22 protein-coding genes and 1 riboswitch are annotated in these 24,954 nt (G+C 53.4%); of the genes, 13 read left to right on the forward strand and 9 right to left on the reverse strand.

Features of this window, described 5'->3' with window-relative positions; translation table 11 throughout:
* Positions 1 to 17 precede the first annotated feature (17 nt).
* Genes K0H79_RS13685 through K0H79_RS13695 form a run of 3 tightly spaced genes read left to right on the forward strand, consistent with a single transcriptional unit; the run spans position 18 to position 2,043 of the window.
* The gene (locus K0H79_RS13685) at positions 18 to 581 is read left to right on the forward strand and encodes an RNA polymerase sigma factor (RefSeq protein ID WP_220076171.1); all 564 of its coding nucleotides are present in this window, start codon (positions 18 to 20) and stop codon (positions 579 to 581) included.
* Positions 578 to 1,117: a hypothetical protein gene (locus K0H79_RS13690; protein ID WP_220076172.1), complete on the forward strand. Its 540-nt coding sequence runs from the start codon at positions 578 to 580 to the stop codon at positions 1,115 to 1,117. The genes K0H79_RS13685 and K0H79_RS13690 overlap by 4 nt, the downstream gene beginning before the upstream one ends.
* Entirely contained in the window at positions 1,114 to 2,043 is a 930-nt protein-coding gene (locus K0H79_RS13695; RefSeq protein ID WP_220076173.1) for a DUF4097 family beta strand repeat-containing protein, read from the forward strand. Before K0H79_RS13690 ends, K0H79_RS13695 begins: the two co-directional genes overlap by 4 nt.
* Before the next feature lie 80 nt (positions 2,044 to 2,123).
* Here K0H79_RS13695 and rsuA read toward each other — a convergent pair whose 3' ends face one another.
* Positions 2,124 to 2,816, reverse strand: a complete 693-nt coding sequence (gene rsuA, locus K0H79_RS13700) for a 16S rRNA pseudouridine(516) synthase RsuA (RefSeq protein WP_220076174.1) — start codon at positions 2,814 to 2,816, stop codon at positions 2,124 to 2,126.
* Positions 2,817 to 3,046: 230 nt separating this feature from the next.
* Here rsuA and K0H79_RS13705 point away from each other — a divergent pair, with 230 nt between their 5' ends.
* From K0H79_RS13705 to K0H79_RS13715, 3 genes are all read left to right on the forward strand, one after another.
* Positions 3,047 to 5,134 (forward strand): M13 family metallopeptidase, encoded by a 2,088-nt coding sequence (locus K0H79_RS13705; protein ID WP_220076175.1) that lies wholly within the window; start codon positions 3,047 to 3,049, stop codon positions 5,132 to 5,134.
* 240 nt (positions 5,135 to 5,374) lie between these two features.
* Positions 5,375 to 5,776 carry an SMI1/KNR4 family protein gene (locus K0H79_RS13710; protein ID WP_203324599.1) on the forward strand — a complete coding sequence of 134 codons (402 nt, stop codon included), beginning with the start codon at positions 5,375 to 5,377 and terminating at the stop codon, positions 5,774 to 5,776.
* A gap of 14 nt (positions 5,777 to 5,790) precedes the next feature.
* Positions 5,791 to 6,294 carry a DUF4447 family protein gene (locus K0H79_RS13715; RefSeq protein ID WP_203324600.1) on the forward strand — a complete coding sequence of 168 codons (504 nt, stop codon included), beginning with the start codon at positions 5,791 to 5,793 and terminating at the stop codon, positions 6,292 to 6,294.
* Between the two features lie 120 nt (positions 6,295 to 6,414).
* Here K0H79_RS13715 and K0H79_RS13720 read toward each other — a convergent pair whose 3' ends face one another.
* Positions 6,415 to 8,964, reverse strand: a complete 2,550-nt coding sequence (locus tag K0H79_RS13720) for a TonB-dependent siderophore receptor (protein WP_220076176.1) — start codon at positions 8,962 to 8,964, stop codon at positions 6,415 to 6,417.
* 237 nt (positions 8,965 to 9,201) lie between these two features.
* Here K0H79_RS13720 and K0H79_RS13725 point away from each other — a divergent pair, with 237 nt between their 5' ends.
* The 3 genes from K0H79_RS13725 to K0H79_RS13735 all read left to right on the forward strand — a co-directional run bounded on the left by K0H79_RS13725 (position 9,202) and on the right by K0H79_RS13735 (position 12,698).
* Positions 9,202 to 10,188, forward strand: a complete 987-nt coding sequence (locus K0H79_RS13725) for a serine hydrolase (RefSeq protein WP_258405393.1) — start codon at positions 9,202 to 9,204, stop codon at positions 10,186 to 10,188.
* Positions 10,189 to 10,237: 49 nt separating this feature from the next.
* Positions 10,238 to 10,705, forward strand: a complete 468-nt coding sequence (locus K0H79_RS13730) for a DUF1456 family protein (RefSeq protein WP_220076178.1) — start codon at positions 10,238 to 10,240, stop codon at positions 10,703 to 10,705.
* Positions 10,706 to 11,009: 304 nt separating this feature from the next.
* On the forward strand, positions 11,010 to 12,698 hold the full coding sequence (locus tag K0H79_RS13735) for an NAD-dependent malic enzyme (protein WP_220076179.1): 1,689 nt from the start codon (positions 11,010 to 11,012) through the stop codon (positions 12,696 to 12,698).
* 65 nt (positions 12,699 to 12,763) lie between these two features.
* Here K0H79_RS13735 and K0H79_RS13740 read toward each other — a convergent pair whose 3' ends face one another.
* Positions 12,764 to 13,198: a DUF3069 domain-containing protein gene (locus K0H79_RS13740; protein WP_220076180.1), complete on the reverse strand. Its 435-nt coding sequence runs from the start codon at positions 13,196 to 13,198 to the stop codon at positions 12,764 to 12,766.
* Positions 13,199 to 13,285: 87 nt separating this feature from the next.
* Between K0H79_RS13740 and K0H79_RS13745 the strand changes: the two genes are divergently transcribed.
* Together K0H79_RS13745 and K0H79_RS13750 are read left to right on the forward strand one after the other, a co-directional pair.
* Positions 13,286 to 13,459 carry a hypothetical protein gene (locus K0H79_RS13745; protein ID WP_220065296.1) on the forward strand — a complete coding sequence of 58 codons (174 nt, stop codon included), beginning with the start codon at positions 13,286 to 13,288 and terminating at the stop codon, positions 13,457 to 13,459.
* The gene (locus tag K0H79_RS13750; protein ID WP_220076181.1) at positions 13,449 to 15,329 is read left to right on the forward strand and encodes a diguanylate cyclase; all 1,881 of its coding nucleotides are present in this window, start codon (positions 13,449 to 13,451) and stop codon (positions 15,327 to 15,329) included. Before K0H79_RS13745 ends, K0H79_RS13750 begins: the two co-directional genes overlap by 11 nt.
* Here the strand turns inward: K0H79_RS13750 and K0H79_RS13755 are convergent.
* On the reverse strand, positions 15,326 to 16,141 hold the full coding sequence (locus K0H79_RS13755; protein ID WP_258405394.1) for an ABC transporter substrate-binding protein: 816 nt from the start codon (positions 16,139 to 16,141) through the stop codon (positions 15,326 to 15,328). The two genes, K0H79_RS13750 and K0H79_RS13755, sit on opposite strands and share 4 nt — an antisense overlap.
* Before the next feature lie 132 nt (positions 16,142 to 16,273).
* Here K0H79_RS13755 and queG point away from each other — a divergent pair, with 132 nt between their 5' ends.
* Positions 16,274 to 17,431: a tRNA epoxyqueuosine(34) reductase QueG gene (gene queG / locus K0H79_RS13760; RefSeq protein WP_220076182.1), complete on the forward strand. Its 1,158-nt coding sequence runs from the start codon at positions 16,274 to 16,276 to the stop codon at positions 17,429 to 17,431.
* Here the strand turns inward: queG and K0H79_RS13765 are convergent.
* Together K0H79_RS13765 and metE are read right to left on the reverse strand one after the other, a co-directional pair.
* Positions 17,428 to 17,637, reverse strand: coding sequence for a dodecin (locus tag K0H79_RS13765; protein WP_220065300.1), 210 nt, complete (start codon positions 17,635 to 17,637; stop codon positions 17,428 to 17,430). The genes queG and K0H79_RS13765 overlap by 4 nt on opposite strands.
* Before the next feature lie 88 nt (positions 17,638 to 17,725).
* The gene (gene metE, locus K0H79_RS13770) at positions 17,726 to 19,996 is read right to left on the reverse strand and encodes a 5-methyltetrahydropteroyltriglutamate--homocysteine S-methyltransferase (RefSeq protein WP_220076183.1); all 2,271 of its coding nucleotides are present in this window, start codon (positions 19,994 to 19,996) and stop codon (positions 17,726 to 17,728) included.
* Positions 19,997 to 20,160: 164 nt separating this feature from the next.
* Here metE and K0H79_RS13775 point away from each other — a divergent pair, with 164 nt between their 5' ends.
* Positions 20,161 to 21,060: a LysR family transcriptional regulator gene (locus tag K0H79_RS13775; RefSeq protein ID WP_220065302.1), complete on the forward strand. Its 900-nt coding sequence runs from the start codon at positions 20,161 to 20,163 to the stop codon at positions 21,058 to 21,060.
* A 95-nt stretch (positions 21,061 to 21,155) separates the two neighbouring features.
* Here K0H79_RS13775 and K0H79_RS13780 read toward each other — a convergent pair whose 3' ends face one another.
* The 3 genes from K0H79_RS13780 to K0H79_RS13790 all read right to left on the reverse strand — a co-directional run bounded on the left by K0H79_RS13780 (position 21,156) and on the right by K0H79_RS13790 (position 24,662).
* Complete coding sequence (locus tag K0H79_RS13780) at positions 21,156 to 21,884, reverse strand: HDOD domain-containing protein (protein ID WP_011760737.1); 729 nt, start codon at positions 21,882 to 21,884, stop codon at positions 21,156 to 21,158.
* A 158-nt stretch (positions 21,885 to 22,042) separates the two neighbouring features.
* Positions 22,043 to 22,639 carry a GDSL-type esterase/lipase family protein gene (locus K0H79_RS13785; RefSeq protein ID WP_220076184.1) on the reverse strand — a complete coding sequence of 199 codons (597 nt, stop codon included), beginning with the start codon at positions 22,637 to 22,639 and terminating at the stop codon, positions 22,043 to 22,045.
* Positions 22,640 to 22,721: 82 nt separating this feature from the next.
* Positions 22,722 to 24,662, reverse strand: a complete 1,941-nt coding sequence (locus K0H79_RS13790; protein WP_220076185.1) for a TonB-dependent receptor — start codon at positions 24,660 to 24,662, stop codon at positions 22,722 to 22,724.
* Positions 24,663 to 24,749: 87 nt separating this feature from the next.
* Positions 24,750 to 24,882: riboswitch (cobalamin riboswitch) on the reverse strand.
* Between the last annotated feature and the right edge of the window lie 72 nt (positions 24,883 to 24,954).

A 24,954-nucleotide genomic window follows, 5' to 3' on the forward strand; every position in this document is an offset into this window, starting at 1 on the left:
TAAGCATACAAGGACCGATGGAACCCAAGGTGCTCCCAATACCACAGCAGGCCAAGTTGCAATCACAAGACGTGAATGATGTCAGCCTGGCGCAACAAGCGGCACAGGGCGATAAAAGCGCCTTTGAAGCCCTGTACCAGCGCCACCATAAACGGATCTATGCGCTGGCGCTGCGTCTTGGCGGCGAACCGAGTCTTGCCGATGAAATATTGCAGGAAAGTTTTGTTCGCCTGTGGCACAAGCTGCCGCAGTTTCGTGGTGAGAGCCAATTTGGCACCTGGTTTTACTCGTTGGCCCTTAATCAGGCACTAAGCACCCTCAAGCAACATCGCAGCTTTTGGGCCCGAATGGTGCCCGACTGGCAAATACAGGATGCACCAGAGCACAGTCAACATGACGATGGTCTGCTGCTCGACCGCCTGATAGCCAGGCTACCGGAGCGTGCCCGGCTGGTGTTTGTGCTATTTGCCGTGGAAGGTTTTTCCCACGAGGAAGTGGCCAGTCTGCTCGGTATATCCACCGGCACCAGCAAGGCTCATTACCACAGGGCGCGGGAACTGATGAAGGAGATGCTGTCATGACCAGTGCAACCGACGAACGCCTCGATCATTTGATTGCCAATGCCCCCAAAGAGCTGACGCCGCCCGACGCCAACTGGGCCGCCATTGCCGCAAGGCTCGACCGCCCACAGCCAACAACGGCAGGGGAAGACCGAAACGAGAATCGGCCGCGAAGACTGCCCTGGTACGTACCAACTGCCGTGGCTGCGGCACTGCTGCTGGCTTTGGTACCGCAGCTACCCACTGACAATCCGCCCGAGGCGGATAACAGCCTGTTGCCGCTCATAGAAAGTATCGAGCTCGCCCACCGTCAGGAAGTGGCCTCACTTGCTGAATCATCCAGCAACGCCTGGCAGCGGGTGGGATATCAAGAGCCGGTGGAAGCGGGCTTGAAAGAGCTGCGGGAAGCCGCGCGGCTTATTCTGAGCTCGCTCAAGGCTAACCCACAGGATAAGCAACTTTGGCAGCTCTGGCTCTGGGTCCAGCGCCGCGAAATTGAACTTTTAACCCAGGGTCAAAGGCTGCCAGCCGGCGCCACACAAGGAGACACCCTATGAAAACACTGTACTCACTGTCGCTGCTGTGCCTGCTCGCAAGCCCACTGTTTGCCGCAGAAAAAATCGATAAAAGCCTGGATGTTGGCGAGCAGGTAGTGTTGGATATCAGGGTTCAGCGCGGCGAAGTGGAAATAAGCCCCTGGGACCAGAATAAAATTCAGGTCCAAGGTACGCTCGATGAGCTCAGCGAAGGCCTGGTTTTTGAAAATCAGGGTGGTCGTATTCTGCTGGAAGACAAGCTGCCAAAAAGCTACCAGGGCAAGAAAAATCAGGGCTCAATACTGGTTATCAAGGTGCCCGCCAAACTGACCTTAAACGCCGAGGGTATTTCTGCGGATTATCGGATCAAGGGGCTGGAAGGTGATTTGGGATTGGGCACAGTCTCAGGCGACATTAACGCAAACCGCCTGGGAGGCAAGGTCAACATCAATACCGTTTCAGGTGAAGTGGAAACCGCGGAACTCAGTGGCACGGTGAAAATTGAAACTGTATCGGGCACCGTCAAGGACAATAACTCCACCAGCGATGACGCCAGCTACAAATCTGTCAGCGGTGATATTCGGCTCAATAACCAGACAAAAAAAGTGCGTATCGAACAGGTATCCGGAGATACCGAAGCAACGCTGCCAAACGCCCATGGCGTGCAATATAACGCCGTGAGTGGTGATGCCGAACTCACGCTTAAAGGCGATGTAAAAGTGTCGGGTGAATCGGTCAGCGGTGATGTGTCGGTCAAACTGCTTGGCGATGCCGATGCCCGGGTGGCCATCAACGGAGGCCCAAGCGGCAAAATTCATAACAGCCTGACCAACCAAGCCCCAGCAAAACCAAAATACGGCCCCGGCAGCAGTCTGGATATGGTGCTAGGCAGCGGCAAGGGTGTGATTGAGCTCTCAACCCTCAGCGGCAAGTTATCAGTGAAGTAAGCTAAAGTCTCGCTCAAGAAAAGGGCCTTCTATGAAGGCCCTGTTACGTTTGCTGCAACCGAATTCACATTTGGGATTAACTAGCGAACCGAGGCGACCTCGGTTTCCGTCAAATAACGCCACTCGCCAGGTAGAAGCGCTGGGTCAAGCTCTATGGCACCTACGGCCTCGCGATGCAGGCCAATCACTTTGTTGCCCACGGCGGCGAACATCCTTTTTACCTGATGGTACTTGCCCTCGGTGATGCTGAGCAGCGCCTCAGTATCACCAAGGATCTCCAGCCTGGCGGGCTTGGTCAGGCCGTCCTCACCATTAAGCTGCAGGCCCTGTGCAAAGGTATCAATCAGATCGGCGGTGAGCGGGTCAGCCAATTTGACCCGGTAGCGCTTGGCGCAATCTCGCTTGGGCGAGGTAACCTTGTGGGACCAGTGGCCATCGTCTGTAATGAGCACAAGCCCGGTGGTATCAGCATCGAGCCGCCCGGCAATATGCAACTTGTCCGGACGGGGGATATCCAGCAGTGAGATCACCGAGGGGTAATATTCATCCTGGGTGGAACAAATGGTATCAACCGGCTTGTGCAGCATCAGATAGCGAACACCCACGAGCGCCAGCACCTCGCCCTGAAAACAAACACGGGCGCCCTGTGGCACCTTGAATGCCGGGTCTTTAATAACAACGCCATCGCAGCTGACATCGCCGCTATTGATGGCTTTTTTGGCGAGCCCACGGCTGAGCGCTGTGGTTTCGGCGAGGTATTTATCCAGTCTCACAATATTCGGTCCTACCCTGTCAATGCGCCGTCATTATGCCCGGCAGACTACAAAAGGCAATGCTGACAGATTTGCTTACAACCCGTGCAAAAGTTCTCCCGCCTTTCGCTTGTTTACATTCAATCAAAAGCTTTAACATAACGCACGACCACAAGCACAGTAACCGCCTGTTTACCGGATAAAATACCCTTTTTGTATTCACCGGAGGCGAAACAACCAAGGAAAATATAATGAGAAAAGTACTCATCGGGGGATTGTGTGCCTCGCTCATCATGGGTTTGACCGCCTGTAATCAGGAAAAAGCTGCCGAAACCAAGGCACCGGAAGTCGCCAAAACCGCAGCCGCTGAGGCCGTTGCCAAAGCATTGGGTTCAGGAATTGATTTTGCCAACTTCGACAAGAGTGTTCGTCCACAGGACGACTTCTTCGATTATGTAAACGGTACCTGGTATAAAAACACCGACATCCCCGGTGACCGCACCAGTACTGGCGCCTTTTACGATCTGCGTGAAAAATCACGTGACGACGTCAAAGCCATCATCGATGAGGTTGCTGCGACGCCAAACCTGAAAGAAGGCACGGACGAGCAGAAAGTTGCCGACCAATATCGCGCCTTCATGGACGTAGAAACCCTGAATAAACTCGGTATTACGCCAATTCAACCAGAGCTGGATGCCATTGCCGCCATCCAGACCAGAGATGACCTGGTAAAATTCTTTGCCCACAGCCAAATCATCGGCGGTGGCACCCCTATGGCGTTCTACATCGATGTGGATGCCAAGGACTCCAGCCGTTACGCCACCCACCTGTGGCAATATGGCCTGAGCCTGCCTGAAAAAGACTACTACTTCAACGAAGAAGAACGCTTCGTCAATATCCGCGAAGCCTTCAAGGCTCACATCGAAAAGATGTACGAACTGGCCGGTCTCGCCGGTGGTAAAGCCGCAGCCGATACCGTGCTCAAGCTCGAAACCGCCATCGCCAATGCCCACTGGAATGTGGTTGATGTTCGCGACAGCACCAAAACTTACAACAAGTTCCAGGTAAGCGAGCTGGCCACCCTGGCACCAGACATCAACTGGCAGCTGTACCTCGCGACACTGGGCGCAGACAAGCAGAACGATATCATCATTAACCAGCCAAGCTTTATCGAAGGCCTGAATGCACTGGTGAAAAATGAAGATTTGGCGACCTGGAAAACCTACCTGCAGTGGCAAACTCTGACCCACGCCGCAGGTCAGCTGACCGAAGCCCTGGATCAGGAAAACTTCGAGTTTTTCTCAAAGACCCTGAACGGCCAGGCTGAGCAGCAGCCACGCTGGAAACGCGCTGTTGCCAGCGTAAACGGCATGCTGGGTGAAGTTGTAGGTAAAGTCTACGTGAAACATCACTTTACCCCCGAAGCCAAGGCGCGCATGCAGGACCTGGTTGAAAACCTGCGTGGCGCCTATGGCAAGAGCATCGATGAGTTGAGCTGGATGAGCCCGGACACCAAGGTGGCCGCCAAGGACAAACTGGCCAAGTTCAATCCCAAGATTGGTTACCCCAACAAGTGGGAAGACTACAGCAAGCTGACCATCAAGGCAGACGATCTGGTGGGCAACGCCAAGCGTGCCGCCGCCCTGCAGCATGAGAAAGATCTGGCCAAGCTGGGCGCACCTATCGATCGCGACGAGTGGCACATGACCCCACAAACCGTGAACGCCTACTACAACCCCACCATGAACGAAATCGTGTTCCCTGCGGCCATTCTACAGCCGCCATTCTTCAACATGGAAGCCGACGACGCCGTAAACTACGGTGGTATCGGCGCCGTGATTGGCCACGAAATGGGTCACGGCTTTGACGATCAGGGTGCCAAGTTCGATGGCGAAGGCAACCTGCGTGACTGGTGGACCGAGCAGGATCTGAAAGAGTTCAGTGCCCGTGGTAAAGCCTTGATTGAGCAATATAACGGTTATCAGGTGTTTGACGATTTGCACGTAAATGGCGAGCTGACCCTGGGCGAAAACATCGGTGACCTGTCCGGTGTGACCATAGCGTACAAGGCTTACAAGATGTCATTGCAGGGCAAAGAAGCGCCTGTGATTGATGGCCTGACCGGCGATGAGCGTTTCTTTATCGGCTTTGCCCAAATCTGGCGTGCCAAGATGAAGGAGGAGGCACTGCGTAACCGCGTGGCCACCGACCCTCACTCACCAGCCAAGTTCCGCGCTCTGGGGGCTCTGTCCAATATGCCAGAGTTCTACGGCACTTTCGGCGTGAAGGAAGGTGATGCCATGTATCTGGCTCCCGAAAAGCGTGTGAAAATCTGGTAATAGCTGTAGACACCAGAGCTTTAGCACAGCTTCTGGTGCCTCTTCGCTTTCAAGCCCAAACACGAGGCGATGCCAGCTATTATTGCCTCCCCAAAGCGTGTGAAAATCTGGTAATAGGCATCCCATGCCAGCCACATATACATGGGCAAAAATGCGTTAAATCAAGGGCACCTTCGGGCGCCCTTTTTTTTGGACAGTCCCATGGTTATACTCGCTCGAGTATGCCAAGGAGCACATAAAATGCATGAACTCATTGAACAACTTCAAGAAATGAGTGAACGGGTTCCGGTTCCACTGGAGCTCCCTTCATTTGACCAACTGCTGGACGTCGAAGAAGCGATACTCATCCCCTTACCGGCTGATTTAAAAGAATATCTGCTTCATGCCAGCGATGTGATTGTTGGCAGCCTGGAACCCGTGACTGTGGCCGACCCCCATAGCCATACGTATTTGTCTGAAGTCGCCGCCTACGCCTGGTCAATTGGCCTGCCACGGGAGATGATCCCCATCTGTCAGAACGGCGATAACTTTTACTGTATCGATCAGGAAGGTCAGGTACACTACTGGGCCTTTGGCGACTTCACCGAGGACCAGTGGGACTCCTTCTGGGAATGGACCGAAGACGTTTGGATGAACAGTTAATTACGGATACACACATGGCAAAAGAGATTGGCCTCAACGGCATCGAAATGCAGTACCTGAGGCTGTCACTGGGTCTCAATCCAGCGCAGGTTGGCACTGTCACAGGTCACAGCGAAGAAGACGTAATGGCCTGGGAAACCGGCACAACTGAAGCGCCGGGCCTGGCACAAAAAAAATTGCTCGATATCGACGAAGTGATTGAGATGCAGGTGCTCAATACCACAGATGGTATTGAGGCCATGTTCAAGAAAGAGCCCAAGCGTCGCCTGGCTTTTGTGGTGTACCCTACCCAAGCTGTGTATGCCCAGTACAATCCTGAGTTTTTAAGCTCTCTTCCGTTGGCAGAACTCTACAATACCTCTGCATGGCGAATTAAAAAGGAATGTCAGCTGGTGCTGGAAGTGGAAGTGACTCTGGTGCCTTTGGATGTGGAAAGCTACAAGGCCTTTCGCGAGCAAAACGGCCTGGGTGAAAGCCGCGAAAGCCGCGCCAAATGGGCTGCTGCCCAGCTGAAATAACACGCTTGAATCAGCTCATCCGCCCAAGCCAAAGGGCATGTGGAAACGATGAGCCTGATATCATGAGCCATAAAAAACGGCATCCATTGGATGCCGTTTTTGATCATCTGCTTCAGGCTATCAGAAATTGATATTCAGCTTGATGTAAGCGTAACGTCCCATAGGGTTATGAGTCGCCATCACGTAACCGTAGAGGTCACCATCGCCATCACCAATGGCAAATGGAGGCTCTTCATCCAGCACGTTATTCATACCAATAGTCCACTTCAAAGTTTCGCTGAAGCGGTAAGAAGCTGACATGTCCACCAACAGCTGGGCATCTACGTTGCGGGTTTCATTGTAGTCAGCAAATTCACCTATGTAGCTAAGGTTGAGGTTGACTGACAAATCATCTTTGGTCCAGTTGGTAGTACCTAACCAGCGGTGTTCCGGGAAACGATACTTTCCGGTCCAGTCTTTATCACCTTTCTCAAAGTCCATCAGGTAGCTGTACTCCAGACCAAACTTCACGTCACCATAACCATCGGTAGCCAACGTATAATGACTGGACAGGTCGATACCTTGCACTTCCTGAGAGCTGATATTCACAAAGCTGGACAAGATCTTGTCAATCGTTCCCAAATTGTCAGCGCCAACCGGAGCCAATCGCTGACAAATAGGGCTGTTCTGAGAACCACAGTTAGCGTCATACACGTCTTGAGGCTCAAGCTTGTCGATCTTATTGTCCTGCGTGATGTTGTACCAGTCTAAGCTAAGATCAAATGACTGGTTCGGGGCATAAATCATACCCACATTCCAACTTTCAGATTCTTCGGCCTCCAGCTCTTTGTTCCCTGAGAACAGGAAGTTTTGGTCCAAATTCTCGCACTCAGATGCATCTAAACCATTTGCCTGGCAGAAGTAATAATCATCAAGGAACAAACTTTCCTGTGATGGGCCCAGGCCAATCTGTGCCAAGGATGGTGCGCGGAAACCGGTCGCCCAGGAACCACGGGCGGTGATTTCGTCAGTGATGCCCCATTGGAAAGCCACCTTCGGATTGGTGGTGGTCCCAAAATCGCTGTAATTGTCATAACGACCTGCCAGCTGCAGTTCAAAATTATCAGTAACCGGAATAGAGAATTCAACATAGGCCGCCCATTGGTCACGCTCGGCGTTCGCAGAAACAGCCTCGGTACCGAAAATCAGCCCACGCTGGAACTGTTCATCGGGCACGTCGCTCACGTCTTCTTCACGATATTCAACACCCGCAGCCATCATCACATCACGTTCGGCCAGGGTGAACGCCTGACCGGTAATGCTGGCATTGTAAGCCGTCATGTGAGAGACGCCCTGACGCACCAGACTGGTAGTGATAGCATCGATAACGTCGGGTGAGTTGACGGCAGCTCCAAATGGATTATATCGTCCGGCATCAATCTCACGCTGCAAGTAATCCACACGAACCCAACCCTGACTGCGGTCGCCAGTCTGAGTCTGTTCCTGACGTCCTTTTTGTGCAGCAACTTCCCAATCCCACTCATTCAGGGTGCCACGCAAGCCGGCAACCAGTCTCATCGAGTCAGATTCAATATCCCAACGGCGTGCACCGGCGTCCACCGGACGATATCGACCAATCAGGATGTCTTTACCCCATGGGTTATCGGGGTGAGTTCCAGGCACAGTCAAACCTGCTGACTCATCCAGTGGCGTCGCAGCACCGCCGGCTTCAGAGGTGTTGTGCTGCATAGCGAATTCCAGAAAAGCAGTCACATCATTATCGAAGAAATACTCGAACTGACCGATGGCACCCACACGCTCAGCGGCTGGGATGGTCAGGTTATAAGGACCGTAATCGAACAAACAACTGCCACTGCCCGTGAGGCGATCGGCAGGACAATCGGGGTCCGGAGTTTTCACACCATCGACATAGAAATAACCGGGGTAACCACGGGAGGAACGATTGTCATCGCCACCATAGGGTTCTTGGTTAGCTGTGCCGAAACGGCCCATTTCATCGGCGCTGAGGGTGGAATTCTTGAAGTAGTCGAGAATGATAGAGGCAGTGCCTTTATCACCCTTGGTACCCCAAACCAGGTTCGCCGTTTTTTCGTCATAGTGGGGGCCTGTAGCGCCACCATAGCCGAGGTTGACTTCAATGCCTTCGATGTCCTTCTTCAGGACAATGTTGACCACGCCAGCGATGGCGTCAGAGCCATAAATCGCTGAGGCGCCGTCTTTCAGAATATCGATGCGCTCAATGGCCGAAACCGGGATGTTGTTGATGTCAACGAAGGAGTTGCTCACGCCTTCAGCAAATGAGCTGATGGCTACGCGGCGACCGTTAATGAGCACCAGGGTAGCATCCGGGCCAAGGCCCCTGAGACTGATAGAGGCAGAGCCATTGGCGGTAGAGTCCTGGCTGTTACCCCGGGTAGAGAAAGCACCGGCCCCGTTGGCAGGCATTTTCTCGAGTAACTGTTGCAGGTTATCAAACCCCATGTTGGCAATATCTTCTTTGCCAATGGATTGAATTGGTGATGGGCCTTCGATGTCAGTTCGCTTGATGCGGGAGCCTGTGACTTCCAGACGCTCAACTTTTGCACCATCTTCTGCTGCGACAGCAACAGAAGGCAGCGCCAACGCTACCGCCAACGCACAACTGCTCAGAATCCATTTTTGAGCTTTCATAATCATTCCCCAGCTGTTTGGATAGTTGTTATTTTTCGATAGCGACTGCAGACTGCCACCGATGGTGAGATCATCCACCAAGCTATCCAATTTGTTAATTAAGTCAACCATATTGCAACATATTAAGAACAACCCATTACGCGGCCAGTACCTTGCTGGGCACAACAATTGAAGGATTCACTCGCTTTGAAAACTGCTAAGGGATTATTTAAATTAGCTTTTCCTCTTACCAGCCTAATGCTTTTTTCGGCTGTAGAGGCAAAGGAGCTGACGGAGCTCAGGACAGCACTGAACGCACAGATTTCATCCAATTTTCAAGGCGTCATCTGGGTTCAACATCAGAATAAAACGTTGTTTGTTAAAGCGGCGGGCGACGGTATCAAGGAAGATAGCCTGTTCATATTGGGATCTATTTCAAAGCCTGTCTTCAGCAGCTTTTATCTGGGCCAACATCATAAAGCCGTGTTTTCGCCGCTCAGCACGTCGATAAAGCCCTCCTTCTACCCTGCTGAACACCACCTTACCCCGGCCATGCTGCTCAGCCACACCTCGGGTATAAATCGGCCTTTTACTGGCATGACATCGAACGGCCCCGGGCAATTCGAATACAGCAACGGCAATTATCAATTTTTGGCAAATAGCCTATATCCCGGCGACAGTGCAGCCTGGGTGTCTGACTTGAATCAGTTCCTTCAAAGTAACAAATTGGATATCCAAGCCGCTACGGGCGAGACCAAGACTCTTCGGCAGACTTTTCCCCGTCTGGTTCAGGGCTTTGATGAAAAGGCAAATCAGCGTGAGGCCATAGAGTTAACGCTGACTGCCGCCAGCGCCGCCTCAGGTACACTGATTGGCTCGGCCAGGGGCGTTGCCGATTTTCAGCAAAAGCTCCACAGTGGCCGATTGCTGCCGGATAGCGCCTATCAGGCCATGGTGACCCCGGTAACTTCAAGACAGCATCGCTGGGGAGCACTTGAGTATGGTCTTGGACTGCAAATCGCCCAGTCGCCGCTGGAGTACAGCCACAGTGGTTATCTACCGGGATTTATGAGTCTGATGCTCTATTACCCTGAAACTCAGTTGCAGCTGGTGTTGCTGCAGAATGTCTCCGGTGACCTCAATAATCCCGAGGCGGTATTCGCCTTCCAGGATGAGGTTCGCGCCCTGATGCGCCGTTATACCAGCCTGCCTAAGCCCGCAAAGGCAGACAGCATTAGCCCATAGCAGGCCCCTTAGGTATAATCGCCCCAGCCCGGCAATAGCCTTTTAATGGATGCCCATGACAAACAACGATATTCTGCGCCGCCTGCGTTTTGCCCTGAATCTCAGTGACAGCAAACTTGTTGCACTCTTCGCTCTGGTTCATCAGCCGATAACCGAAGAGGCCCTGCTCGCCATGCTGAAAAAGGACGATGAACCCGGTTTTCGTCCCTGCACCGACAAGGAACTCTGTCAGTTTCTCGATGGCTTGGTTATCGAGCGCCGCGGACTGAGACCCGGTGACGGCGTGCCTGCACCAACCCCATTGGATAACAATCTGATCTTCAAAAAGATCCGCATTGCGCTGGAGCTTAAGGAAGAGGATATCCTAGCCATGCTGACCAAGGCCGGATTCGCCCTCTCCAAGTCGGAACTGGGCGCCATTTTCAGAAACCCGGACCACCGCCATTATCGTCCCTGTGGCAATCAGTTATTGCGCAACTTTTTGAAGGGACTCTCCATCAGCCTCCGCGGTCGCTGAACTGCCGGATAGCAGGCTGTGATCTTCAAAGAACACAGCTTCTGAGGCCAAAAAAGCCATCGTCAATCGATGGCTTTTTTATTTGAGTCAAACAGCGGGTAAACATCCAAAAGCCCCAAAGTGAATTAATTTAACTTTTTCAATACATTCACACCTGCGTTTAAAACACGCATTCATGAAAAAATGCGAAAATTCCCCCGCACTCAAATCTACAAAGATCACATTTCGTGATAATCTTCTTGCTATTGACAGCACATTTCATGCCCAGAAAGCACACACCCAAAACGCATACAAAAGGTAGCCCATGGACGATAACAAACGCCCGCTCTATTTACCGTTCGCCGGTCCAGCCATTCTTGAAGCTCCACTGATCAACAAAGGCAGCGCCTTTACCGAAGAAGAGCGGATATTCTTCAACCTTGAAGGCCTGTTACCTTACGCGATTGAAACCATCGAAGAGCAGGCATCCAGGGCCTACGATCAGTTCCGCAGTTTCAACAACGATTTGGATAAGCACATCTACCTGCGCAACATTCAGGACACCAACGAAACCCTGTTTTACCGCTTGGTGCAAAACAACATTGCCGAGATGATGCCCATCATCTACACCCCAACAGTGGGCCTGGCTTGTGAGCGTTTCTCCAAAAACTATCGCCGCAACCGGGGACTCTTTATCTCCTATCCCAACAAGGACAGGATTGACGATATTCTCAATAACTCCACCCGTCACAAGGTGAAAATTATCGTTGTGACCGACGGCGAACGGATTCTGGGTCTGGGCGATCAGGGGATCGGCGGCATGGGGATCCCCATTGGCAAGCTGTCACTCTACACCAGCTGCGGTGGTATCAGCCCGGCCTATACCCTGCCTATCACCCTAGATGTGGGCACTGACAATCCGCACCTGTTGGAAGACCCCATGTACATGGGCTGGCGCCATCCTCGCATCGGCGGCGAAGAATACAGCGAGTTTATCGAAGCCTTTATGGAAGCCGTACACCGCCGCTGGCCGGATGTGCTGATTCAGTTTGAAGACTTTGCCCAGAAAAATGCCATGCCAATTCTGGAGCGTTATAAAGACAGATACTGCTGCTTTAACGACGATATTCAAGGCACAGCTGCGGTGACCGTGGGCTCCTTGCTGGCCGCCTGTCAGGCCGCTGGTACCAAGCTCAGCGATCAGCGTATCACCTTCCTGGGTGCTGGCAGCGCAGGCTGCGGTATTGCCGAAGCGATTGTGGCGCAAATGGTATCTGAGGGCATCAGTGATGATCAGGCGCGCAGCCAGGTGTTTATGGTTGACCGCTGGGGTCTGCTGCTGGACAACATGCCTAACCTGCTGCCATTTCAGCAAAAACTGGCACAGAAAATTGATAACATTAACCACTGGGACGACTTCAGCGACAATGTTTCACTGCTGAACGTAGTAAACAATGCCAAGCCGACGGTACTTATCGGCGTGTCAGGTGCTCCCGGTCTCTTTACCGAAGAGATCATCCGCGCCATGCACAGCCACTGCGCCCGTCCAATTGTATTCCCGCTGTCCAACCCCACCAGCCGGGTTGAAGCAACGCCAAAAGATATCCTCCACTGGACCAGCGGTCAGGCACTGGTGGCAACCGGAAGCCCGTTCGAGCCCGTGGTAGTGGACGACGTGACCTACGATATCGCCCAGTGTAACAACAGCTACATTTTCCCCGGCATTGGTCTTGGGGTACTCGCGTGCGGTGCCAACCGGGTATCAAACGAAATGCTCATGGCCTCCAGCCGCGCGCTTGCAGAGTGTTCTCCATTGGCAAAAGACGGCTCAGGCCCCCTGCTGCCTCCGCTGGAAGAAATCCACGATGTCAGCAAGCACATCGCCTTTGCCGTGGCCAAGGTGGCTATCGAGCAGGGGCATGCACTGGATACCACTGATGAGCTGCTGCTGCAGTCCATCGAGGCCAACTTCTGGTACCCCGAGTACCGCCGTTACAAACGTACCTCGTTCTAACGAAAAAGCCCGGCATAGCCGGGCTTTTTTATGGGGTAAGCTTCGTGGCTTATTCAGCCATCGACTCAAACGCCCATCACCTCGCGCATGCTGTTATACATGCTTCGGTCGGTGCGGGCTTTTTTCAGTTTTTTCACGCTTTCTTTCAGCGATTCCTCGGCAACCCGCACGTAGAGTCCACTGTATTCCTGTTCGGCGATGGCTTCATCAGTGTCCTGAAGCTCAGAAATGTCCCGGGCAACGATGCTGAGTTGGATCCACGCATTGGCCAAATAGAACCCGTGGAAGACACTGCGCTCGAACAGCGAGGTGGCACTGTCAGGCAGCTTGTCCCAGGCACGGGTAAATCGTCCGTCGTTGTCAGCCAGTAATTCATCACACAGACTGTGATAGGCCGACAGCAGCGACTCTGGGAGCCGGTCGAGTGCGACAACACGGCCTGCAACCTTGTCGGCGACTTGTTGAGCCAATGCACGGTAATTTGCGTCAATCTCGCTCATGATAACACCTTGAATTTCTGTAAACCTTCAGCAAAGCCAACGTTCTGGTTCAGGAACCAGTGCTGAAAATGAATATGGAGACATAAGTTGGCGTCTTATACACATTCTGCAAAGCAATTGCAAAAACCCGTGGCAGGCTTTGGATTTTCTGGCGTTTTTCCCGCTGTGCATGAAGAAAAACTGGGAAACTCCATGACATACGGTTATGATTTGCGCAGAACAAAAAATAACAAATTGGCAACAGATTTAGATGACATTTGATTTTCCAAAGTCCATTCTTTGGGCCGGCTTTTTACTTATCCTCTGGCAGCCCGTGCATGCCGGGGATTTGTCGCTGGACGAGATAGACAGGCTGTTCAGCCAGCTGGAAAGCAATCCATCTCAGTTTGAGTCTTATTCTGATCAAATTGAACTGCTCAAACAGAATATTGCCCCCGACGACATCCCCCGCACCCTGCGCCTGAAACGGGCGCTTTGTTGGGCCACCGACCTGACCCAGGATAACGCCCTGGAGCAGGGCCTGAATTATGCCAACGAGCAACTGCTGCTACCCATGGTGCAGGCCGATATTCCAACCCAGTCAGATTTAATACTTTGCCGTGGCTGGCTGTTACAGGAAAAAGGCATCATGGCCGATGCCATGAGTGACTATAACCGCTCGGTTGCCCTCGCCTATCAATCGGAAGAACCTCGCCTCATCGCCGATAGCCGCAGTCTCAGGGGAGCCCTGCTTTCTTATCAGGGCAACTTTGCGGACGCACTGGAAGATCTCATTACGTCCCAACACCTGTATGAGAGCCTCAATCTAACCTACTGGGCCAGATACAATCTTCTTGAACTCGCCACCAGTTATCGCCGTTTCGGCGACCCGGCAACGGCCATCCGTTACTATGAAGATCTCTTGCAAAAGTACACGGAGATCAAAGACAAATTTGCCATCGTGGGCGTAAAGGCCGAAATGGCCATGGCATACGAAACCCTGGAAGACTTTGATAAAGCACTCATCTACTACCGTGAGGTACTGGCGAGCTGGAGTGCGCAAAACGATCCCGTCAATACTGCCGCCACCCGGGTCAATATGAGCGGCACCCTCATAAAGCTTGGCAGGTTGAAAGAAGCAAAAGCCGAGTTGGAGTTGGCATTTCCGGATGTAAAACCTGAACATGTGGGATTCTATGCCTTCAAACACCTGTTTATGGCCCAAATCCTGCTCGCTGAAGGTAAGCCGCTGGATGCCCTGCCACTACTGGAAATTGGTGAAGAAAGCTTCCGCAATGTGCAAAACAACCGTGGACTAGCCGAGCTCTATGCCACCAAAAGCCAGGTCTACGCAGCCCTGGAAGACTGGGCCAACGCGTTTTACAGCCTTGAGGTACAGAACGCACTCCATACTCAACTGGACAGTCAGCTGCAATCTCAGCGCACCACCGAGATGCGCACCCGATTCGATACCGACAGAATTGAAAATGAAAACCGCCAGCTGATTGCTTATCAGCGTCTGCGGGAAAAAGAAATGGTCATACTGCAGGAAAATAAATTTCTGCAATTCATCATTATTGTCATGGGCATCATCATCCTCAGCATTGTGTCTATTTTTGCCTACAAGCAGGCACAGCGCTCGAAACTGATGGAACGGCTCGCCCTTACCGATCACCTGACGCAACTTGCCAATCGCCGGCACACCTACCATGAAGGCGAGGCCATGTTCCGGGGTGCAAGGCCCGGCAGTCCCTTGTCTGTTATCCTGTTTGATGCAGACCATTTCAAAAAAATCAATGACCACTTCGGTCATGATGTTGGTGATAAAGTCTTGATTGCCATGGCTCAAAGCAGCGTTGGGCAAATGCGTAAAGGCGATTTGGTCGGCCGCATCGGGGGCGAAGAATTTCTGGCGTTACTGCCACACACCACGTTGGAGCAGGCGGTTGAAATTGCCGAACGGCTGCGGTTAACCATAGAAACGACGGATTTGTCAGATATCGCTTCCGGCCTTGGCATGAGCATCAGCGCCGGTGTCGCCACTCTGGACAGCAGCAGGGATAAAAACTTTTCCAGCTTCCTTAACCGGGCAGATCACGCGCTTTATCGCGCCAAACACAATGGTCGTAACCGGGTAGAAAAAGACGATTAATCTTCCGGCGTCAAATGCCATAGAATGTGGCTGGAAGTATTTTCCGCAGGCATGTTAAACCACTTATCATAAAGCCTCACAAAGTCCCCTTCTTCCTGAAAGTCACTGAGCGCCTTATGCCACTTCTCTACAGTCGCTGCCGGGGTACCCCGTGAAAACGCGAGATACAGCTCTACCCGCTCCAATTCGAATAACGGAGTAATAGCCAGCTCAGTAGTACCGGCCTGGCTCAGCAGCATACTGACAGCCAAATCGGCCTGGCACCAATAGCGTACCCGTCCTGCCAGCAACTGCCTGAGAGACTGCAACGGATAACTGGATACCTCGACGTTTTTTACCCCATGTGTATTGAGGATGCGCTGCGAAGGCGACCCCCGATATACGCCCAAACTGCCAAGCTGTGACACCGCATCCAGGCTGGAGGGGATTTCGGTATCTGTCGCCAGCTTGTAAACCATAATTCTTGCTGTGGCTATGGGGCCGACAAAATCAAATTGGCTGCGTCTCGAGTCTCTGAGAGCCGTGGAAAAGAGCAAGACATTGGGAAGCTGAGACGCCACGCTGTAGGCTCTGGCCCAGGGCAGTACTTCTATGCCTGCCTCTTCGCCAACACGGGACTTTAACTGCTCTACCAACTCCACTGCGTAACCCGAGGCCTTGTCGCCTTCAAGATAACTCAGGGGAGGCAAGGGCTCGGTCAGCAGTCGCACCCGGCTCGGAGCCGAGGGCTCTGTCACTTCCCCCTCTACTGCCAATGAAACAGACAGCAGAGCAGCAAACAGCAACATGCATTTAAAGCCCAATCGATGCATCCCTTATCCTTAACACCATTCTGTTTAACCCCAGCATAGCGGCCAAAATGCCCACAGACTAGCAAAGCTTTGCCTGACGCCCAAAACAAAAACTGCTACTATCCGCCCGAGATTGACCAGCGGCCTACCCGAATGACTTCAACCCCATCCCATGCCCAACTCAATGACCTTGCCCGGCAAATCAAAGCCTGGGGCAAATCGCTCGGCTTTGCTGAACTTGGGATTACGGATACCGACCTTTCGGCCGAAGAACCCAAATTCCTCGAGTGGCTCGCCAAGGGCTACCACGGTGAGATGGCTTACATGGAATCCCATGGCCTGATGCGTGCCCGTCCGCAGGAGCTGCACCCCGGCACCATCAGAGTGATTGCCGCACGTATGGATTACCTGCCAGAGAATGCAGGCTTTGCCACTAACCTGCGCGACCCAAACCTTGGCTACATATCCCGTTACGCCGGTGGCCGTGATTATCACAAGCTGATCCGCAACCGACTGAAAAAACTTGGCGAGCAAATCGATGCCTGGCTTGCCGAGCGAGGCTTTGCATCGTCCAACTTTCGCCCCTTTGTCGACTCGGCGCCCATTTTAGAGCGACCTCTGGCCGAAAAAGCAGGCCTTGGCTGGACCGGCAAGCACTCACTTATTCTCAATCATCAGGCGGGCAGTTGGTTCTTTTTGGGTGAGCTGCTGGTAAACCTGCCGCTGCCCGTCGACATTCCCATCGCAGAAGACTGCAACACCTGCGTTGCCTGCATCAAAAGTTGCCCAACCGACGCCATAGTCGCGCCCTATATTGTGGATGGCAGGCGCTGCATCTCTTATCTCACCATCGAGCTGCAGGGCGCCATTCCGGAAGAATTCCGCCCGTTAATGGGTAACCGCATCTACGGCTGTGATGACTGCCAGCTTGCCTGCCCGGTCAACAGCGGCTCACCGCTCTCCAATGAAGCCGACTTTCAAATCCGCCAGCCACTCAAGTTGCCAGCATTGCTTAGCCTGTTTGCCTGGGATGAAGCCACCTTTTTACGACAGACAGAAGGCAGCGCCATTCGTCGCATTGGCCATAAAAGGTGGCTGAGAAACATTGCTGTGGCGCTGGGTAATGCCCCAGCAAGCAGTGATATTCTGAGCGCCCTGAACGCCAGGCTCAGAGATGAAGAAATCGATGAAATGGTGGCAGAGCATATCCACTGGGCCATCGAGCGTCAGCAAAATGGCCTTTCAAAAGACAGCCGCAAGACCTCACGGCTGATACGCGCCATCGAAAAAGGCATGCCCAGAGACGCCTAAGGCGTATCCAGAGTGAAACCGATTTTCACCGTCACCTGCCAGTGGGCTATCACGCCCGCTTCGAGGTGACCGCGGGTTTCAACTACTTCAAACCAACGTAAATGATGCAGTGACTGCGCCGCCGCAGCCACCGCATTACGAATGGCATCGTCGCTGCTGAGGGTAGAGGAACCTGTGATTTCAATTATCTTGTAGACATGATTCATGGCAAGCCTCCTTGGGGCGGGGATGCAGCCTTAAACTGCTACCCCGATACTGTTACCTCAGTATAGTCGCTGATTTCAGCTGCAAGGCTCAGCCCAGGCGGCGACGCAGCTCGCGGGTGGCATCCACCATGTTACGAAGGGCCAGCTCTACCTCATCCCAGGTACGGGTTTTAAGGCCACAGTCCGGATTTACCCACAGCTGCCGGAGCGGAATACGCCTGGCAGCCCTTTCCATCAGCGCTGCCATGGCTTCAACATCCGGCGTGTTGGGCGAGTGGATATCGTACACACCCGGACCAATTTCAGCTGGATACTCAAAGTCTTCAAAGGCACCCAGCAGCTCCATGGCCGAGCGACTGGTCTCGATGGTGATAACATCGGCATCCATGGCGGCAATGGCAGCTATGGTGTCGTTAAACTCGCTGTAGCACATGTGAGTGTGGATTTGGGTGTTATCCCGCACGCAGGCCGCGCTCAGCTTAAAGGAGCCCACCGCCCAGTCGAGATAGGCCTGCCAGTCACCACGGCGCAGTGGCAATCCCTCACGGAAGGCCGGCTCGTCAATCTGGATAATGGCGATGCCTGAGCGCTCCAGATCCGCCACTTCATCACGTATGGCCAGCGCAATCTGCTTACAGATGGTTTCGCGGCTGATATCTTCCCTGGCAAAAGACCAATGCAGAATGGTCACAGGCCCGGTCAACATGCCTTTCACCGGCTTGTCGGTGAGGCTCTGGGCGTATTCGGCCCAGTCGAGTGTCATAGGTTTGGGACGCGACACATCACCGTAAATCAAAGGCGGTTTTACGCAGCGACTGCCATAACTCTGCACCCAGCCATTTTTGGTAAAGCCGACACCGTCGAGCTGCTCGCCAAAGTATTCCACCATGTCGTTACGCTCGGCCTCACCGTGTACCAGCACATCGATACCGAGTTTCAGCTGACGGTCGATGGTATCGCGGCACACCTGTTTGAGCTGGTTATCGTACTCAAGGGCGCCGATTTCCCCTTTACGGAAACGGTTACGCAGGCCACGAATGGCGGGAGTCTGCGGGAAAGAGCCTATGGTAGTGGTTGGCAAGAGTGGCAATTTAAGCCGCTGTTGCTGCTGTTGCTGGCGCACTGGGAACGCGCTTTGACGCTCAAAATCTGCATTGGTGAGTGCATCCAGCCTGGCGGCAACTGCCGCATCGGCCGCCTGGGCACGCTCAGCGCGGCGGGCCACGCACTCGGCGGCAATGGCAGCAGCGTCTGCGCCATTGGGTAAGCTCAGCAGGGTATTGAGGCTTCTCAGCTCCAGCAGCTTCTGTCTGGCAAAGGCGAGCTGGCGTTTAAGTTCAGGCTTAAGCGCGGTTTCCACATCGAGGTCCACCGGTGTGTGCAGCAGCGAGCAAGAGGTTGCAAGCCACAGGCGTTCGCCAAGATCTCTGGCAACCGGCGCAATGCTCTCGGCAATCAAATCAAGATCCGCAGCCCACACATTTCGGCCATTGATAAGGCCGAGACTCAGTATCTGCTGCTGCGCAAGTCTCGGCAGAAAGACCTCCAGCTGCTCAGGGGCAGACACCAGGTCCAGATGCAAACCTGCCACCGGCAGCGCCTGAATAATGTCGGCATGGTGTGCCACAGAGCCGTAGTAAGTGGTCAGCAGCAGCTTAACCGACACGCAGGTAAAGGCCTGATACGCGCTGGCAAAGGCTGCTTGCCAGCTCTCGTCCAGATCCAGTGCCAGCACAGGCTCTTCGATTTGTATCCAGGTCACGCCCTGAGCGGCAAAACGCGCCAGCAGCTCAGCATAGGTGGCGAGCAGCTGAGGCAGCAGACTTAATTTGTCAAACTCACCGCCGTAGGCTTTGGACAAATACAGGAAAGACACAGGGCCCAGAATGCAGGGTTTGGGGTCATAGCCCAGCGCTTTCACTTCTTCGACTTCATCAAATAGCTGGGTCCAGGCGATGGAGAAGGTTTGGTCGGCGTGAAGCTCGGGCACTATATAGTGATAGTTGGTGTTGAAATACTTGGTCATTTCCGCCGCTGCGGCGGCTTTGCCGCTTGGCGCGCGGCCTCGGGCAACCCGGAACAGGGTATCCAGGTCGACCTTGTCGCTATCGCGGTGGCGTTGAGGAATCGCATTCAGGGTTGCCGCCAGGGTCAGCACCTGATCGTAGTAGGCAAAGTCCCCCACTGGCAATCGTTCCACGCCGGCGTCAGCCTGCCACTGCCAGTGGGCCTGACGCAGTGCCTTGGCCTGCGCGCGCAGCTCATTCTGGGACAACTCTCCACGCCAGTATTGCTCGAGGGCGAACTTCAACTCACGGCGACGTCCTATCCGTGGAAAGCCAAGACTATTTAATTGCATATTGTATACCTTCTTGGTTTAATATGAGCACATTTCAAAGAGGAACACCTGTTAAACAATTTTTAATAGGCGTCTGGACGTCTAGAAGTTTATTGTGGTAGTCTTCTGGCAAGCAAACGAATTGCGTTCACGGGCAACATGAACAAACTTCATGTGGAGTAGAGATGATAGAGCTAAGACACCTTCGAACCCTGATGGCACTGAAAGAAAGTGGCAGCCTGGCAGCTGCGGCCAAAAAGCGCTTTGTCACCCAGTCTGCGTTGTCTCATCAGATCAAAGAGCTGGAAACCCGCATCAACTCCCCCGTGTTCGTGAGAAAAAGCAAACCCCTGTCTTTTACTCAGGAAGGCGCCCGACTGCTGAATCTGGCCGAAGAAATTCTGCCTCGGGTGATGGAAACCGAGTTTGTATTGAAGAAAGGTCTGGAAACCGACGCCAACCTGTTGAAAGTGGGTATTGAGTGTCACAGCTGCTTTCGCTGGCTGATGCCGGTCATGGAGGCTTTCAGGGCTGAATATCCGGATGCGGATTTGGACTTGTCCAGCCGTCACCTGTTCGACTCGCTGAACGCACTGGAGTCCGGAGAGCTGGACATAGTACTGACATCCGATCCCGTCCCCGGACATCAGCTGGCTTATCAGCACCTGTTCGACTTTGAAGTACGCCTGGTGGTGGCCAAAGAACATCCGCTGGCGAGCAAGCACCAGGTACTGCCAAAGGATCTGGCAGGCTTACCCATCATCAGCTATCCGGTACCATTGGAACGCCTCGACCTGTTCCGCTTATTTTTGGAGCCTGCCGGCATTGAGCCCGGTGTGCAAAAGAGCTGTGACCTGACTTCGGTGCTGTTTCAACGCATCGCCTGTCAGGATGGTATTGCCGCCCTGCCCAGTTGGTCCATCAGTGAAGCCCAGGGCCTCAGCCTCAGCAGCTTGCGCCTCGGCGCCGAAGGGTTGAAACGTCCTTTATTTGGCGCCTATCGCCGTGGTAGTGCCAATTCCCGCCAAATACAGCGCTATCTTGAATTGGTGGCAGCAGAAGGCCTGGCCCGTCAGCCGCGGTAATGCCATAGCAACACCAGTTTGACGGCTGCAAGCCGTTATTTAGAAAGCATAAAAAACGCCTGCTATTGCAGGCGTTTTTTATAGAGTTCAGTAAATTACAGCGGATTGAGCAGCAAGCCACGCATCGACAACACCCGGCGCAGTACCAGGCCGGCCGAGTTGGGGTTGCGGGTTTGGCGCAGGTTGTGAGCAATCATAAACTCTTCTTTGAGCTCTTCATCGAGGCCGAGTGAGTCAAAGGCTTCCAGCGTCAGGGTTTGCTGTTGGGTATCGATAATTTGCTTGATTATGCCCAGAGGGAATGACTCGTCCGATTCGGCATTGAGATACGCAAAGGCTGTCAGTGCGATCATCTGCCCGAACACACTGAAGAGCGCCAGAGTCTGAACCTCGTCCGGGTCAATATTGTTGCTCACCAGATCTTTGAGGCTATCCACCGCCGATGCGGCAATGCTTTCTGTCAGGCGCCAGTACCCCAGGACCAACTTTTTATAGGGCTGCGGCAGCTCATCGAGGCGTTCTTTCAAATAAAAGCTAAAGGCGTAGCGGTAAATGTTCACCTGCCCCAAACGGATAAGCGCATCCTTGAGACTGCGGTTTTTACTGTTATGGGCGCCCCCCACATGTGCGGTGGTGCTTCGCCACAATAGATGCGCCGCCAGTGCCGGATCGCTGGAGACAATATCAACAACATTACGCACATCACCATCGGCAAGGATAGCCTTCTTCAGTGGAATGAGAATTCCCCTGCGGCCTAATACCTGCTCTTCATTGGCGATGATCGCCCTGATTTGAGAAAAAACCTGATGCTCAAGCTCAGTCATGAAACTAACCTATTTTTGTCCGGGCAATCAAAAAGGGACTCAAGTTTGGCCTTAGCAATAAACCCGCCCTGGCTGTTATTATCGGGGAATTTACCCATAAAATCCTGCCCATGGTCAAGCTGATTTCCGTCCGTTTCAGCAATTTTCAGAAAGCCGCCTCAAAAGGCTCCGCTCTCACTCGCAAGCTGGTAAATTTCTTCCGCCAAAAGCTGATATCCGGCGTCATTTAAATGAACAGTGTCCGATTTCATGGCGCTTTGTGACAGGAGCCGCGGTAGCGTATCCTCAAGCAGTGGCAGGGAAAATTGCTCAGCCAGTTCCTGATACAAGGGTAACGGGGATAAAAACACCTTCCGGTCTGGAACAGCAATCAAAAGCACAGGCACCTGCCTTCCCTGAGCTTCCCTAATCATAGCTTCCAAATTGCGCTTAAGCTGTGCTTTATCCTGATTTCTGAGGATATCATTGCCGCCTTCCAGCAGGATAAGCAGATCCGGTTGGGTTTCATCGAGTAAATCAGCCATTCGTGCCAGCCCTTCGGTGGTTGTTTCACCTGATACCCCGGCGTTAATCACTTCGCAATCGCACAGACGGGAAAGGTGGGCGGGATAATCCATGCCATCACTGGCGCCAACCCCAAAAGTTAAACTGTCACCGAAGGCCAAAACACGGGCGTTTTCCCCCAGAAAAGGCAATCGCGGACCGCCACAGGCCGATAAAAACAGCAGGATAAACAACACTGACAGAATACGCACTTTGTACTCCCCGGACTAATGCGTATGTTATCGCCCAAAAAAAAACCGGACACAAGTCCGGCTTTTCAATTTCAGTGGCTTATCAGTATCTCAGCCCCAACGTCAGGCTCACTTTGCGACCTTCACCGGGATAATACCCATTGCCCCAGTCACTGTAGAAGCCCGAAGCGGCATACGCTTCATCGAACAGGTTATCCAGTCTCAGGGTCGCACTCAGGGCATCCTTACGGAAGCTCACTGCGGCATTGGTCAGCCAAAAGGCATCCATCTGCGCGCCCACATTGGTATTGTCACCTTCAACAAAACGCTCACCCGTGTAGGCAGCATCTACGTAGGCCGACCAATAATCGGCAAACTGAGCTGACACATACATACGGCCACTGTGCTTGGCGACCCAGGACAGCGCTTTGCCATCATTCAGCCCGGCGGTAAATTCAGCATCCGTGTACTGGTAGTCGACGCCCAGGCTGATGGTGTCATTGAGCTGCCAGTCCCAATCCAACATGGCTCCATAACGGCGCGACTCATCGGCGTTGATATTGGCACCCGGGAAATAGCCCCCCACCGGCGTGTCGGCGCTGGGGTCAAACACAATTTCATCTTCCAGGGTTAAACGGTAGAGGCTCAGGCGCAATGCCTGCTCAGCTCCCTGATAGTCCCAGCCAGCTTCATAGCTGCGGCCGGTTTGGGGTCTCAGGCTGTCCTGACTGGTGTAGGCCTGCTCATCCACCTTGGCAAAACGGAAGTTATCTTCGCCGCGCAGGTAGAATCTGTGTCCCTGCACGGGGCGATAATTTAATCCAAGCTCAAGCGCATGGGCGTCATTATCCAGCTTGCCACCCTGGGGAAAGGTATTCTGATCGCGAATATCGTCCTGAACTTCGGCATAACGACCACCCACCACGTAACTCAGTGACTTGGTCAAAGGCACTGATGCCTGGGCAAAAGCCGCCCAGAGCTCCTGGGTGTTGCCGCGCTCCATATAAGCCGAGGTAAATTCTGACTCGCCACGGGACAGGTCCACTCCAGTTACCAACTTAAGTTCGCCCGCCTCTGTCTGGTAGCGGCCAATGGCTTTGGGAGTCAGGCTGATGAGTTGACGCTCGGTTTCACCCACGCCGCCCCAACTGATGTAATTCACCTGGGTATCGCTGGCATCGAGATCGGCAGCTAGGGTCCAATGGTCGGTCAGACTGTGCTCGTATCCCAACCGGCCAGCCTTGGTCAGATTGTGCTGATAGTCGCTGCTGTTGGCGGCATTGGCCTGGCGGGGATTGGCGGCAAGTTCCTCTGCGGTGAGAGAACCTGCGAGTTCACGGTCATCATCGTAATAGGAGGCTTCAGCAAAGAAGCGCTGCCCATCGCCGCGGTATTCAATGCGGCCCAACACAGAGCCGGACTCACTCACGGCATGGTCACGGTAGTTGTCGCTTTTATCGAAGTTGCCACCGACGAAGAGACTCCAGCGTTCATTCAGCGCAGCCGAGAAATCCATGGCAGTGCCAAGGGAGCCGAAACTCCCACCAGTCAGCGAGGCGCCGCCGGTGTTTTCCTGACTGCGCTTGGTAATGATATTGATGACACCGCCAACGGCCTGATCGCCATAGAGCACACCAGCGCTGCCGGAGAGCACTTCAATACGTTCTATCTGACTCAGTGACACAGCATTGAGGCTGGGCGCAGCAATATCGATGTTGTTGAGACGGCGGCCATCCACCAGCACCAGGGTGTTATTGGCCGCCTGGCCAGCACCAAAACCGCGCATGGCGAAGACGGGCCCGGTGCCGCTGTCGCTTATCTGGATGGCACTCTGGCCACGCAGCAATCCGGCAAGATCTTTGGCGCCGCTGAGCACTATGTCGTCGGCAGTAATCACAGCCACGTTGGCGGCGATATTGAGGGGGGTATCAGCCTGACGACCAATGACCACCAGATGTTCATCCACAGGTGATTGCGCTGAGGCGAAAGATGACAGCAGGCTTGCGGCCAGCGCCAATGAAATCAAAGAAGGTTTGGTACCCATTTTCCTTACACTCCATCAAGGGAAACGGGGCATGGGTCATCGACATGCCAAAAGCTGTCGCTGTTGCGGATCTGCCCACCGAAATCCACGACAATACCTGATTTGGGCCGGTCTCCGGACTTAGATGCCAGGCATCATTACCGTTGCGGGGGCAGTGTCGGATTTACACCGACTTCCCGATTCTCCCGCCGATGCGGGCACCCAAAAGGCTGACAATAAAGAGGCCGTCACTCATGGACGGCCGCGCATTATAGACGTCTAAACGTATAAAAGTCTAATACCTTTGTTTCGC

This window comes from Shewanella sp. FJAT-52076, from assembly GCF_019457455.1.
GTDB classification, from domain to species: domain Bacteria; phylum Pseudomonadota; class Gammaproteobacteria; order Enterobacterales; family Shewanellaceae; genus Shewanella; species Shewanella zhangzhouensis.

What these genes read in the sequence shown, in the direction of transcription:
- K0H79_RS13685 (WP_220076171.1), top strand. Translation starts at nt 18, where the DNA reads ATGGAACCCAAGGTGCTCCCAATACCACAGCAGGCCAAGTTGCAATCA.
- K0H79_RS13690 (WP_220076172.1), top strand. Translation starts at nt 578, where the DNA reads ATGACCAGTGCAACCGACGAACGCCTCGATCATTTGATTGCCAATGCC.
- K0H79_RS13695 (WP_220076173.1), top strand. Translation starts at nt 1,114, where the DNA reads ATGAAAACACTGTACTCACTGTCGCTGCTGTGCCTGCTCGCAAGCCCA.
- K0H79_RS13705 (WP_220076175.1), top strand. Translation starts at nt 3,047, where the DNA reads ATGAGAAAAGTACTCATCGGGGGATTGTGTGCCTCGCTCATCATGGGT.
- K0H79_RS13710 (WP_203324599.1), top strand. Translation starts at nt 5,375, where the DNA reads ATGCATGAACTCATTGAACAACTTCAAGAAATGAGTGAACGGGTTCCG.
- K0H79_RS13715 (WP_203324600.1), top strand. Translation starts at nt 5,791, where the DNA reads ATGGCAAAAGAGATTGGCCTCAACGGCATCGAAATGCAGTACCTGAGG.
- K0H79_RS13720 (WP_220076176.1), bottom strand. Translation starts at nt 8,964, where the DNA reads ATGAAAGCTCAAAAATGGATTCTGAGCAGTTGTGCGTTGGCGGTAGCG.
- K0H79_RS13725 (WP_258405393.1), top strand. Translation starts at nt 9,202, where the DNA reads ATGCTTTTTTCGGCTGTAGAGGCAAAGGAGCTGACGGAGCTCAGGACA.
- K0H79_RS13730 (WP_220076178.1), top strand. Translation starts at nt 10,238, where the DNA reads ATGCCCATGACAAACAACGATATTCTGCGCCGCCTGCGTTTTGCCCTG.
- K0H79_RS13735 (WP_220076179.1), top strand. Translation starts at nt 11,010, where the DNA reads ATGGACGATAACAAACGCCCGCTCTATTTACCGTTCGCCGGTCCAGCC.
- K0H79_RS13740 (WP_220076180.1), bottom strand. Translation starts at nt 13,198, where the DNA reads ATGAGCGAGATTGACGCAAATTACCGTGCATTGGCTCAACAAGTCGCC.
- K0H79_RS13750 (WP_220076181.1), top strand. Translation starts at nt 13,449, where the DNA reads ATGACATTTGATTTTCCAAAGTCCATTCTTTGGGCCGGCTTTTTACTT.
- K0H79_RS13755 (WP_258405394.1), bottom strand. Translation starts at nt 16,141, where the DNA reads ATGCATCGATTGGGCTTTAAATGCATGTTGCTGTTTGCTGCTCTGCTG.
- queG (WP_220076182.1), top strand. Translation starts at nt 16,274, where the DNA reads ATGACTTCAACCCCATCCCATGCCCAACTCAATGACCTTGCCCGGCAA.
- K0H79_RS13765 (WP_220065300.1), bottom strand. Translation starts at nt 17,637, where the DNA reads ATGAATCATGTCTACAAGATAATTGAAATCACAGGTTCCTCTACCCTC.
- metE (WP_220076183.1), bottom strand. Translation starts at nt 19,996, where the DNA reads ATGCAATTAAATAGTCTTGGCTTTCCACGGATAGGACGTCGCCGTGAG.
- K0H79_RS13775 (WP_220065302.1), top strand. Translation starts at nt 20,161, where the DNA reads ATGATAGAGCTAAGACACCTTCGAACCCTGATGGCACTGAAAGAAAGT.
- K0H79_RS13780 (WP_011760737.1), bottom strand. Translation starts at nt 21,884, where the DNA reads ATGACTGAGCTTGAGCATCAGGTTTTTTCTCAAATCAGGGCGATCATC.
- K0H79_RS13790 (WP_220076185.1), bottom strand. Translation starts at nt 24,662, where the DNA reads ATGGGTACCAAACCTTCTTTGATTTCATTGGCGCTGGCCGCAAGCCTG.